The sequence below is a fragment of the [Mycobacterium] manitobense genome, assembly GCF_025821665.1.
Taxonomy (GTDB): Bacteria; Actinomycetota; Actinomycetes; order Mycobacteriales; family Mycobacteriaceae; genus Mycobacterium; species Mycobacterium arseniciresistens.
In genome coordinates this window covers 40930-52675 of sequence record NZ_JACKSJ010000093.1, presented here as the reverse complement: position 1 = coordinate 52675, position 11746 = coordinate 40930, and the positions used below count along the sequence as shown (strand labels likewise).

The 11746-nt window shown below is 67.4% G+C and carries 11 protein-coding genes; 6 read left to right on the top strand and 5 right to left on the bottom strand.

Translation table 11 applies throughout. The annotated features are described in order from the left end of the window. Window positions 1–2 precede the first annotated feature (2 nt). Window positions 3–779 (bottom strand): enoyl-CoA hydratase, encoded by a 777-nt coding sequence (locus tag H7I41_RS12010; RefSeq protein WP_264012806.1) that lies wholly within the window; start codon window positions 777–779, stop codon window positions 3–5. After that, the gene (locus H7I41_RS12005; RefSeq protein WP_264012805.1) at window positions 776–1825 is read right to left on the bottom strand and encodes an enoyl-CoA hydratase/isomerase family protein; all 1050 of its coding nucleotides are present in this window, start codon (window positions 1823–1825) and stop codon (window positions 776–778) included. The genes H7I41_RS12010 and H7I41_RS12005 overlap by 4 nt, the downstream gene beginning before the upstream one ends. A 172-nt stretch (window positions 1826–1997) precedes the next feature. Here H7I41_RS12005 and H7I41_RS12000 point away from each other — a divergent pair, with 172 nt between their 5' ends. Both H7I41_RS12000 and H7I41_RS11995 read left to right on the top strand, forming a co-directional pair. Next, window positions 1998–2837, top strand: a complete 840-nt coding sequence (locus H7I41_RS12000; protein WP_264012804.1) for a Bax inhibitor-1/YccA family protein — start codon at window positions 1998–2000, stop codon at window positions 2835–2837. 247 nt (window positions 2838–3084) lie between these two features. Beyond that, window positions 3085–3930 (top strand): endonuclease domain-containing protein, encoded by an 846-nt coding sequence (locus H7I41_RS11995; protein ID WP_264012884.1) that lies wholly within the window; start codon window positions 3085–3087, stop codon window positions 3928–3930. A gap of 65 nt (window positions 3931–3995) precedes the next feature. Here H7I41_RS11995 and H7I41_RS11990 read toward each other — a convergent pair whose 3' ends face one another. Together H7I41_RS11990 and H7I41_RS11985 are read right to left on the bottom strand one after the other, a co-directional pair. Continuing rightward, window positions 3996–5213, bottom strand: a complete 1218-nt coding sequence (locus tag H7I41_RS11990; protein ID WP_264012803.1) for an acetyl-CoA C-acetyltransferase — start codon at window positions 5211–5213, stop codon at window positions 3996–3998. A gap of 33 nt (window positions 5214–5246) precedes the next feature. Then, the gene (locus H7I41_RS11985; protein ID WP_264012802.1) at window positions 5247–6209 is read right to left on the bottom strand and encodes an SGNH/GDSL hydrolase family protein; all 963 of its coding nucleotides are present in this window, start codon (window positions 6207–6209) and stop codon (window positions 5247–5249) included. Window positions 6210–6403: 194 nt separating this feature from the next. Here H7I41_RS11985 and H7I41_RS11980 point away from each other — a divergent pair, with 194 nt between their 5' ends. The 4 genes from H7I41_RS11980 (at window position 6404) to H7I41_RS11965 (ending at window position 10526) form a co-directional block, all read left to right on the top strand. Next, entirely contained in the window at window positions 6404–7456 is a 1053-nt protein-coding gene (locus tag H7I41_RS11980; RefSeq protein ID WP_264012801.1) for an alpha/beta hydrolase, read from the top strand. A 29-nt stretch (window positions 7457–7485) separates the two neighbouring features. Beyond that, the gene (locus H7I41_RS11975) at window positions 7486–8880 is read left to right on the top strand and encodes a cystathionine beta-synthase (protein ID WP_264012800.1); all 1395 of its coding nucleotides are present in this window, start codon (window positions 7486–7488) and stop codon (window positions 8878–8880) included. A gap of 157 nt (window positions 8881–9037) precedes the next feature. Then, window positions 9038–9703, top strand: coding sequence for an Rv1078 family RDD domain-containing protein (locus tag H7I41_RS11970; protein ID WP_264012799.1), 666 nt, complete (start codon window positions 9038–9040; stop codon window positions 9701–9703). A 13-nt stretch (window positions 9704–9716) separates the two neighbouring features. After that, the gene (locus H7I41_RS11965; protein WP_264012798.1) at window positions 9717–10526 is read left to right on the top strand and encodes an Rv1078 family RDD domain-containing protein; all 810 of its coding nucleotides are present in this window, start codon (window positions 9717–9719) and stop codon (window positions 10524–10526) included. Between the two features lie 10 nt (window positions 10527–10536). Here the strand turns inward: H7I41_RS11965 and H7I41_RS11960 are convergent, their stop codons facing one another. After that, the gene (locus tag H7I41_RS11960) at window positions 10537–11703 is read right to left on the bottom strand and encodes an acyl-CoA dehydrogenase family protein (RefSeq protein ID WP_264012797.1); all 1167 of its coding nucleotides are present in this window, start codon (window positions 11701–11703) and stop codon (window positions 10537–10539) included. Between the last annotated feature and the right edge of the window lie 43 nt (window positions 11704–11746).

The following is an 11746-nucleotide window of genomic DNA, read 5'->3' as shown; positions in this document are numbered from 1 at the left end:
CTTTAGCGATGGGTGAAGTTCGGCGGGCGCTTCTCACTGAAGGCCGCCATCCCCTCCTTCTGGTCGGCCGTGGCGAAGGAGGAGTGGAAGAGCCTGCGCTCGTAGAGCAGGCCTTCGGCCAGTGAGGATTCGAACGCGCGGTTGACGGCCTCCTTGGCCATCCTGGCGGCGTTCAGTGACATGCCCGCAATGGTCTTCGCGACGGCGTTGGCCTCGTCGAGCAGCGTGTCGGCAGGGACGAGCCGCGACACCAGGCCGCTGCGCTCGGCCTCCTCGGCGCCGATCGTGCGGCCCGTCAGGATGAGGTCCATCGCCTTGGCCTTGCCGATCGCACGGGTGAGCCGTTGCGAGCCACCCATTCCGGGCAGCACGCCGAGCTTGATCTCGGGCTGGCCGAACTTCGCGGTGTCGGCGGCGATCAGCACGTCGCACATCATCGCCAGCTCGCACCCGCCGCCGAGTGCGTAGCCGGCGACGGCGGCGATGGTGGGAGTGCGGGTCGCAGCGAATGTGCCCCAGGGAGCGAAGAAGTCGGCTGCGAAGACGTCGGCGAATTCGAGGGTCGCCATCTCCTTGATGTCGGCGCCCGCGGCGAAGGCCTTCTCGTTGCCGGTGACGATGATGGCGCCGATGCCCGGGTCCTGGTCGAGTTCGATTGCGGCGGCGCCGACTTCGGTCATCACCTGGCTGTTGAGCGCGTTCAGCGCCTTCGGCCGGTTCAAGGTGATGGTGCCGACGCGGTCGTCGCGGGTGACGAGGATGGTCTCGTAGGACGTCACGGTTGTTCCTCCGGGAAGGTCAGGTCGGGGTCGGCGGGGGCGAAGTAGGCTTCGACGTCTTCTTCGGTGACGTCGGCGATCGAAGGTGGCGACCACTTCGGGTTGCGGTCCTTGTCCACCAGCTGCGCACGGATGCCTTCGACGAGGTCGTGGGATCGCAGCGAGCCGCACGACGTCCGGTACTCCTGGCGCAGCACGTCCTCCAGGGTGGCGAGTTCGCCGGCGCGGCGCACGGCTTTGAGCGTGACGGCCAGTGAGACGGGGGAGCGGCCGCTGATGAGGTCGGCCGCTTTGGCGGCCGGTTCGGCGCCGTGATCGCGCAGGGCCGCGACGATGTCGGCGATCGTGTCCCCGGCGTAGCACTCGTCGATCCACTCCCGCTGCTCGAGCAGGGGGCTCGCCGGCGGCTCGACGGTGTGGGCCTTCAAAGCGGCCTCGACCCCGTCGGCCACGAGTGTTTCTGTGAACGCTCTCAGTGAATCGTGCGGGATGTAGTGGTCGGCGAACCCCATTGCGATGGCGTCGGCGCCGGAGAACGGCGCGCCCGTCAATGCGGCGTGCAGGCCGAGCAGGCCCGGCGCGCGGGACAGCAGATAGGTGCCGCCGACGTCGGGGATGAAGCCGATGCCGACCTCGGGCATTGCCATCTTGGTGGTGTCGGTGACGACACGGACGTCGCCGTGCGCGCTGACGCCGACCCCACCGCCCATCACGATGCCGTCCATCATCGCAACGTAGGTCTTCGGATAGCGGCCGATCACCGCGTTGAGCTGGTATTCCTCGTACCAGAACTGGCGGGCCTCGGAGCCGTCGGCCTTCGCGCTGTGATAGATCGCGACGACGTCACCACCGGCGCACAGACCTCGTTCACCGGCGCCGGTCAGCAGCACGGTGTGGACGGCGTCGTCGTGTCTCCAGGCGTCGAGCGCCTCGGCCAGGGCCGTGACCATGCCGTGGTTGAGCGAGTTGATCGCCTTCGGCCGGTTCAGGGTGAGCAGGCCGACGCCGTTCTCGACGGTTACTAGGACATCCTCGTTTTCTGCCACGGGTAGCAATCTAGATCGTCGCCCGCCTCTCACGTCCGACGGGTAATGTTTTGCCACGAACCGGCCACAGGAAGTTCCCAGGATCCCTTGTCATCTCGGGAACCAACTCGGCGCCGGTGATCGTTGAGAGTGTGTTCGTCACTCGAACCACAGCACAGGAGAGGATCCGACGGTGCGCGAGAGCAGCAACCCGGTATTCCGCTCGCTGCCCAAGGGGCAGCAGGGCGGATACGCGTCATTCGGTACCGGAGCCGCTGGCTACGGTGCCCAGCAGGTACACGCTGAGCCCTATACCGCTCAGTACCCCGAGCAGACGGGCGTCGCCCGGCCGCTGACCATCGACGACGTCGTCACCCGCACCGGCATGACGCTGGCCGTGCTGACGGTCTCGGCCGTGGTCTCCTTCTTCCTGGTCACCCAGAACATCGGGCTGGCCATGCCGCTCACCCTGATCGGTGGCCTCGGCGGCCTGGCGCTCGTGATGATCGCCATGTTCGGCCGCAAGCAGGACAACCCGGCCATCGTGCTGAGCTACGCGGTGCTCGAGGGCCTGTTCCTCGGTGCGGTGTCGTTCCTCCTGACCTTCAACATCCAGGGCGCCAGCGCCGGCGGGCTGATCTCGCAGGCGGTGCTCGGCACCTTCGGCGTGTTCTTCGGCATGCTGGTCGTCTACAAGACCGGCGCCATCCGCGTGACGCCGAAGTTCACCCGCATGCTCGTCGCCGCCATGATCGGCGTGGTCGTTCTCGCCCTCGGCAACTTCGTCTTCGCGATGTTCACCGACGGTGCCGGCCCGCTGCGTGACGGCGGCCCGATGGCCATCATCTTCTCGCTGGTGTGCATCGGCATCGCGGCGTTCAGCTTCCTGCTGGACTTCGACTCCGCTGACCAGATGATCCGCGCCGGCGCGCCGGAGAAGGCCGCGTGGGGCATCGCCCTCGGCCTGACCGTCACGCTGGTCTGGCTCTACCTCGAGATCCTGCGGCTGCTGACGTACTTCCAGAACGACTAGCAGCCTTCGCGAGGGAAGCCCGGCACCGGACGAGGTGTCGGGCTTTCTGCGTTGTGGAGGCGCTTTGCGTTGACTCTGCGTACTTTGCGTACTTTGCGTGCAGGGTGGTCGCTACTCGCACTTCGTCGCCTTGAGCGCAGAGTCGCGAGGGTGGGCGGTATTCAACAGAGGGCGATCCGTCCACAGGCGGGATCGCCGCGGCAGATCAGAGGTCCTAATTGTCGGCTGCCGTCGTGACCCTGCATTCATGGACGGCGAACCCTTCATCGGCTCCGAGGCGCTCGCGGCCGGCCGACTGACCCGCCACGAACTCCGCCGGTATCACCGAGCGGTGATGCCCGACGTCTACGTCGAGCGGCGGGCCGAGCCGTCGTTGCATCGACGGACAACGGCGGCCTGGTTGTGGACGCAACGCGAAGGCGTCATTGCGGGGCTGGCGGCCGCATCACTGCACGGATCCAGATGGGTCGACGACGACGTACCCGTCGAGTTGATCTGGCGAAATGCACGCACACCAACCGGTGTCATAACCCGCGCCGACACGTTGATCGAGGACGAGGTGCTCACGCTTGACGGTCTTCTCGTCACCTCTGCCGCGCGGACGGGTTTCGATCTGGGCCGCCGCGGACCGTTCGTGACGGCGGTAGCCCGGCTCGACGCGTTGATCCGAGCGACGGACATCAAGACCGTCGACATCGAGATTCTCGCTGCAGCACACCGGCACACGCGCGGGCTGCGCCAGCTCGAGAGAGCCCTCGACCTCGTGGACGCCGGTGCCGAGTCCCCGCAGGAGACCAGGCTGCGACTCCTACTCATTCGCAACGGCTTTCCGCGACCGCGCACGCAGATCCCGGTGCTGAGTCCCGGTGGCTACAGGACCTACTACCTCGACATGGGTTGGGAGGACCGCAAGCTGGCCGTCGAGTACGACGGCGATCACCATCGCACGTCGAAAGAGCTTTACGCATACGAGATCCGGCGCGCCGAGGACATCGCAACGATGGGTTGGCACGTCATTCGCGTGGCGGCGCGCCACTCAGAAGTCGACGTCATTCAACGCGTGGAGCGCGCATGGCGGCTCTTGTCCCGTTGACTCTGCGGCCAGGGTGCTCAACACTCGCACTTCGCCGCCGTGAGCGCAGAGTCAACGGCAAGAAATCAGGAAAGGCGCTCCACGATCATCGCCATGCCCTGGCCGCCACCGACGCACATGGTCTCGAGGCCGAACTGCTTGTCGTGGGTCTGCAGGTTGTTCAGCAGCGTGGCGGTGATGCGGGCGCCCGTCATGCCGAATGGGTGGCCCAGTGCGATCGCGCCGCCGGACACGTTGAGACGCTCCTCGTCCATGCCGAGCGCGCGCGCCGAGCCGAGGACCTGGACGGCGAACGCCTCGTTGATCTCGTAGAGGTCGATGTCGCCGATGCTCATGCCCGCGTTGGCGAGCGCCTTCTTCGACGCCTCGATCGGGCCGAGGCCCATGATCTCCGGCGAGAGCCCCGACACCCCGGTCGCGACGATGCGCGCCAACGGCTTCAGGCCCAGTTCGCGGGCCTTTTCGTCGGACAGGATGACCACTGCCGCGGCGCCGTCGTTGAGCGGGCAGGCGTTTCCGGCGGTCACCGTGCCGTTTGGCCGGAACACCGGCTTGAGCTGGCTGATCTTCTCGTAGGAGGTGCCGGCGCGCGGGCCGTCGTCTTTGCTCACGACGGTGCCGTCCGGCAGCGTGACCGGCGAGATCTCCCGCTCGAAGAAGCCGCTGTTGATGGCCTCCTCCGCCCGGTTCTGCGACCGCACGCCCCAGTGGTCCTGGTCTTCGCGGCTGATGCCGGTGTGCAGCGCGACGTTCTCGGCGGTCTGGCCCATCGCGATGTACACGTCGGGCAGCGACCCGTCCTCGCGCGGATCGTGCCACTCGTCGCCGCCGGCAGCGGCCTGGTTCGAACGTTCCTGAGCCTCGGCGAACAGCGGGTTCTTGGTGTCGGGCCAGCCGTCGGCGTTGCCCTTGGCGAACCGCGACACCGTCTCGACGCCCGCGGAGATGAACGCGTGGCCCTCGCCGGCCTTGATCGCGTGGAAGGCCATCCGCGACGTCTGCAGCGACGACGAGCAGTAGCGGTTGACGGTGGTGCCGGGCAGGAAGTCGTAGCCGAGGGCGACTGCCACCGCGCGGCCGATGTTGAAGCCGGACTCGCCGCCGGGCTGGCCGCAGCCCATCATCAGGTCGTCGATGTCGTGCGGGTCCAGTGACGGGACCTTGTCCAGCGCAGCGCGGACCATCTGGGCGGCCAGGTCGTCGGGTCGCATGTCGACCAGCGACCCCTTGTTGGCGCGGCCGATCGGCGAGCGGGCGGTGGCGACGATGACGGCTTCAGGCATGACGGCTCCTCAACTTGCTGGTCACCGAAGAACCTAGCTGGCGGGCCCGACGATCGGCGCGGGCACCCCGGTGGTGGGCCGGCGCCACAGCCGTGAGACGCCGCCGATCCGCTCGAGCAGCGAACTCCCCTCGGGGGCGCGCGGCTCCAGCGCCGTGTCGGTGTCCGCGGTTGAGACGCCCAGCGCGGCGCACAACGCGGGCAGCAGCTGATTGCCCGCCAGCGCATAGCCGTCGGCGGACGGGTGGAACATGTCGTCGGAGATCATCAGGTCCGGTGCGTTGAGGAACTCGGGTGACAGCAGGTCGGCGAACGGCACCGGCATGCCGCCGGCCGCCCGCACCGCACCGGCCTGTGCGCGCGCCAACCGCAGGCCGAGAGTGCGGGTCACCGTGCGCAGCGGCTGCGGGATCGCCGTGAGCACGCCGAAGTCCGGGCAGGTGCCGACGACGACGACTGCGCCCGCGGCCCGCAACCGTCGCACTCCGTCACCGAGGCGGCGCGCGGAGGCCCTGATGCCGTTGGGCCGCGTGATGTCGTTGGCGCCGATCATGATGACCGCGGCGTCCGGCGGTGGCCCGGCGACGAACATCGCGTCGATCTGGCCCTGCAGACCCTTCGACGTGGCGCCGACGATGGCCTTCGTGCTCAGCCGGATCCGCTTACCCGACGCTTCGGCCAGCCCGCGTGCGAGGAGGACTCCCGGCACTTCGTCGGCCACCCGGCAGCCATAACCGACGGCTGTGGAGTCGCCGAAGATCATCAGGTGGATGTCGAACGGCACCCCACGCGTCCACTTCTCGACCGGTCCGCCGCCGGGGGAGTAGACGCCGTCAGCGCGCGGCGGGATGTCGAAGGCCTTCGGGATGGTCTGACGTGCCTGATCGGCCTGCCCGATCAGCAGATTGCGGGCTCCGACATAGGCGGAGCCCGTCGATGCGAGCGTGGCCGCAGCGGCGAGAGCGACGGTCGTTTTTCGCGGTGCACGTATGCCCACGCGGCCAGTTTAGGTGCCGAATCGGTCATTGACCGCGTGGCGGCGCCTACTGGCAGTCACGGTGCGGTATCAACTCCGGTACGAAATTGGTTTAACAGGCTAGGAAATCGGATACAGGTGTCAAGCTAAGTCACCGGGATTGGCTGACACAACATGCCCCCCGGGGCACTACAACGGCGTAGGAAGTGGTGGCGATGACCGCACCTAGTAAGGTTCCCAGCACTCCTCGTGCTGCCATTCATGCAGCTAGAGCCAATAAACCGCGTCGATATCCGGTCAGTGACGGGGCGCCGGTCGAGGTGCTCGAGGACGGTCCCAGCCTCGCAGGACGGCTGGTCGGACTGGTCGCGATGGCGACGATCAAGCCAACTCTGGCCATCGGTAGCTACGCCCCCAAGATGCCCTGGCCCTGGGGAATGGTGGATTTCGCCTGCCGGATCTTGCGGCCGCCGCCGGGCACGGTCCGGGCGACGATCGGGTTGACGAACTGCAATGCACAGCTGGTGCGGGCGCCGGGTGTACTGCCCGCCGATGGCAAGCGCAGCGTCATCCTGTACCTGCACGGCGGCGCGTTCATCACCTGCGGGGTGAACAGCCACCACCGCATCGTCAACTCGTTGAGTGGCTACGCCGACAGCCCCGTGCTGGTGGTGAACTACCGGATGATCCCCAGGCACTCGGTGGGCCAGGCCCTCGACGACTGCTATGACGCCTACCAGTGGTTGCGGCTCAAGGGCTACGAGCCCGACCAGATCGTGCTGGCCGGCGACTCGGCGGGTGGCTACCTGTCGCTGGCGCTCGCCCAGCGTCTGCTCGCCGAGGGCGAGGAGCCGGCCGCGATGGTAACGATGTCGCCCCTGTTCGAGATCGACAACGAGCGCCGAGCCGAGCACCCCAACGTCCGCAGCGACGCGATGTTCCCGGCGCACGCGTTCGGAGCCCTGGTCGACCTCATCGAGCACGCCAATCGGCGCAATCCCGTCGATGGCGCGGCGCCGGAGATCTACGAACCGCTCGACCACATCGAACCCGGCCTGCCGCGCACGCTGATCCACGTGTCCGGCTCGGAGGTTCTGATCAGCGACGCGCGAAAGGCGGCCCGGCTGCTCGCCGAGTCGGGTGTTCCCGTCGAGATCCGCATCTGGCCTGGTCAGATGCACGTTTTCCAGATCGCGGCTCCGATGGTGAAGGAGGCGACGCGGTCGCTGCGCCAGATCGGCGAGTACATCCGTGAGGCCACGTGGTGAGCTGACCGCGGGCCTGACACGATGGACTCATGCGCATCGCCCGGCACGTCAGTGAGCTCATCGGCAATACCCCTCTGGTACAGCTGAACTCCGTTGTCCCTCACGGCGCTGGCACGGTCGCCGCGAAGATCGAGTACCTCAATCCCGGCGGCAGCTCCAAGGACCGCATCGCGATCAAGATGATCGACGCCGCCGAGGCCAGCGGCGAGCTCAAGCCCGGCGGCACCATCGTCGAACCCACCTCGGGCAACACCGGCGTCGGCCTGGCGCTGGTCGCCCAGCAGCGCGGCTACAAGTGCATCTTCGTCTGTCCCGACAAGGTCAGCGAGGACAAGCGAAACGTGTTGCGCGCCTATGGCGCCGACGTGGTCGTCTGCCCGACGGCAGTGGCGCCCGACGACCCGGACAGCTACTACAGCGTCTCGAACCGGCTCGTCACCGAGATCGACGGCGCCTGGAAGCCCGATCAGTACTCCAATCCGATGGGACCGGAGTCGCACTACGAGACGACGGGTCCGGAGATCTGGGCCGACACCGACGGCAAGGTGACGCATTTCGTCGCGGGCGTGGGCACCGGCGGCACCATCACCGGCGCCGGTCGCTACCTCAAGGAGGTCTCCGGCGGGAAGGTGAAGATCATCGGCGCCGACCCCGAGGGCTCGGTCTACTCCGGCGGCACCGGCAGGCCGTACCTGGTCGAGGGTGTCGGCGAGGACTTCTGGCCCTCGGCGTACGACCCCGCGGTGCCCGACGAGATCATCGCCGTCTCGGACGCCGACTCGTTCGAGATGACCCGGCGGCTGGCCCGCGAAGAGGCGCTGCTGGTCGGTGGATCCTGTGGCATGGCAGCGGTCGCCGCGATCCGGGTCGCCGAGCGGGAGGGCCCCGATGCTCTCGTGGTGGTGCTGCTGCCCGACGGCGGCCGCGGATACCTGTCGAAGATCTTCAACGACGCCTGGATGTCGTCCTACGGCTTCCTGCGCAGCAGGCTCGACGGGTCGATCGAGCAGTCGACCATCGGAGATGTGTTGCGCCGCAAGTCGGGTGCGCTTCCCGATCTGGTGCACACCCATCCGTCGGAGACCGTACGCGATGCGATCGGCATCCTGCGGGAGTACGGCGTATCACAGATGCCGGTGGTCGGCGCCGAACCGCCGGTGATGGCGGGCGAGGTCGCGGGCAGCGTCTCCGAGCGCGAGCTGCTCTCGGCGGTGTTCGAGGGCCGTGCCAAGCTCGCCGACGCCGTCGCCGACCACATGGGTCCGCCGCTGCCACTGATCGGCGCCGGCGAACTCGTCAGCACGGCGGCCAAGACGTTGCGCGAATGCGACGCGGTGATGATCGTCGAGGACGGCAAGCCGATCGGCGTGCTGACGCGTCATGATCTGCTCGGTTTCCTGTCCGAGGGCAGCGGCCGCAGGTAGGCTTCGCCGCCCAGAATTCGAGCCCGGCAAACCGATACCCGGTGGTCGTTGCCCGCTGTACCAGCAGCTTCAAGATCTTGCGAGAAACGCTGCTCAAGGCGGTATCTCAGGTACTGTTAGCTCGCTTGTCGTCGGCTACCTCACCTGGAAGGTGTTCATGAGCGAACAACCGCCGCCGTCCTCTGGAAACCTCCCACCTCCACCACCGCCGGGTGGAAACTACCCACCGCCCCCGCCGCCGCAGGGTGGTGGATACCCGCCTCCGCAGGGCGGGTCCGGGTACCCGTCGCCACAGGGTTCGGTACTGCCGCAGGAGGCCTACACGTCCTGGGGAACCCGCGTGCTGGCATGGCTGATCGACTACGTGCCGGTCATCATCCTGACCGGAATCGGGTACGGGCTGCTGATGGGCACTCGGGAGACCGAGTGCATCACCGACAGTTCCGAGTACCAGATGGGCGAGTTCTGCGCCGAAGGCGCGTCGACGCTCGGCCAGCTGTCGTTCGGCCTGTTCGGCGTCCTGCTGCCGCTGGCCTACGGCGTGTGGAACTACGGCTACCGCCAGGGCACCACCGGCTCGAGCATCGGCAAGTCGGTGATGAAGTTCAAGGTGGTCAGCGAGAAGACTTGGCAGCCCATCGGTTTCGGGCTTTCGCTGGTTCGCGAGATCATCTACTGGGTGGCGTCGGCGGCGTGCGGCGTCGTCTGGCTCGTCGCCGTTCTTTTTCCGCTGTGGGACCCCAAACGGCAATCTCTTGCTGACAAGATCATGACCACCGTGTGCGTACCGCTCGACCAGACACCCGGCCAACCCACCTACTGATCCCGGAGGACACATGACTGAACAACCACCTGGCGACTACCCGCCGCCGCCTCAGGGTGGCGGGGGATACCCGCCCCCGCCCCCGCCGCCACCCGGCGGTTACCCGCCGCCTCCGCAGCAGGGTGGCTATCCGCCGCCTCCGCAGGGCGGTGGCTACCCCCCGCCCCCGCCGCAGGGCGGCTATCCGCCGCCCCCGCAGGGCGGTGGCTACCAGGGTCCGCAGGGCGGATTCGGTGGACCGCAGGGGTATCCGTCACAGCACGGTCTCGGAGTCGGTGCCATGCCGGCGGAGGCCTACACCTCCTGGGGCACCCGCGTGCTCGCCTACCTGATCGATTACATTCCGGTGCTCATACTGTTGGGCATCGGCTACGGCATCGCGTTCGCCACCGCCGACAACAACTGCTACGGCGACACCTACGGCTACGGCGGCGGTTGCACATCCGAGTTCTCCGGCATCGGCTTCGCCCTGCTGGCCCTCACGTGGATCGCCGGTATCGCCTACTGGGTCTGGAACCTCGGCTACAAGCAGGGGACGACGGGCTCCAGCATCGGCAAGGGCCGGATGAAGTTCAAGATCGTGAGCGAAAGCACCGGTCAGCCCGTCGGATTCGGCATGTCGTTCCTGCGCGAGGTGCTGTACTGGGTGGCCTCCGCGGTCTGCGGCATCGTCTGGATCGTCGCCGTGCTGTTCCCGCTGTGGGATCAGAAGCGGCAGACGCTCGTCGACAAGATCCTGAACCACGTCGCGCTGCCGCTGTCCGGTCAGGAGCAGGGCTTCCAGAGTCAGCCGGGGCAGCAGTACGGCGGACCTCAGCAGTAACCAGGACGGTTCATCGGAAGGCGCTGACGCCCGTCAGCGCCTCTCCGATGACCATCTGATGCACCTCTGAGGTGCCCTCGTACGTCAGCACAGATTCCAGGTTGTTGGCGTGCCGCAGTACTGGATACTCCAGCGTGATGCCATTGGCGCCCAATAGGGTTCGACACTGGCGGGCGATCTCGAGGGCCTCGCGCACGTTGTTGAGCTTGCCGAAACTCACCTGCTCGGGCCGGATGCGGCCGGCGTCCTTCAGCCGCCCAAGATGCAGCGCCAGCAATTGCGCCTTGCCCAGTTCGACGGCCATGTCGGCGATCTTGACCTGGGTGATCTGGTAGCCAGCCAGTGGCTTGTCGAACACCTCGCGGGTGCCGACGTAGTCGATCGCGGTCTGCAGGCAGTCGCGGGCGGCGCCGACGCTGCCGAACACGATGCCGAAGCGGGCCTCCGACAGGCAGGCCAGCGGACCCGACAACCCGCGCGCGCCGGGGAGCCGGGCGTCCTCGGGCAGGCGCACGTCGTCGAAGCTCAGTTCCGAGGTGTTCGACGCCCGCAGCGACAGCTTGTGCGTCATTTTGCGCGCCGTGAATCCATCCGTACCGCCCGGCACGACGAACCCCAGGATGCCCTCCTCGGCGCGGGCCCAGACGATCGCGACGTCGGCCTCCGAGCCGTTGGTGATCCACATCTTCGACCCGTTGAGGATCCAGTCGGAGCCGTCCCGGCGAGCCGTGGTGCGCATCCCGGACGGGTTGGATCCGAAGTCCGGTTCGGTCAGCCCGAAGCAGCCGATGGTGTCGCCGGTGGCCATCCCGGGCAGCCACTGCTGGCGCTGCTCCTCGCTGCCGTGCCGGTGGATCGCGAACATCGCCAGCGAGCCCTGCACCGAGACCATGCTGCGCAGCCCGCTGTCGACGGCCTCGAGTTCCTGGCACACGACTCCGTAGGCGGTGGCGCTGGACTCTCCGCAGCCGTAGCCCGTGAGGTGCATGCCGAGCAGGCCGAGCTTGCCGAACTCGGTGGCCAGCTCGCGCACCGGCACCTCGCCGGCCTCGAACCACTCCGCGATGTGCGGCCGCAGCCGCTGTTCACCGAACTCACGCACGGTCTGCCGGATCGCCAGTTCCTCGGGTTCCAGCATCTGGTCGATGTCGAGCAGGTCGTCGATACGCGTCGTCATGATCCATGTCTACACCCGCTCACCGCGGGCGCGGACGGGGATA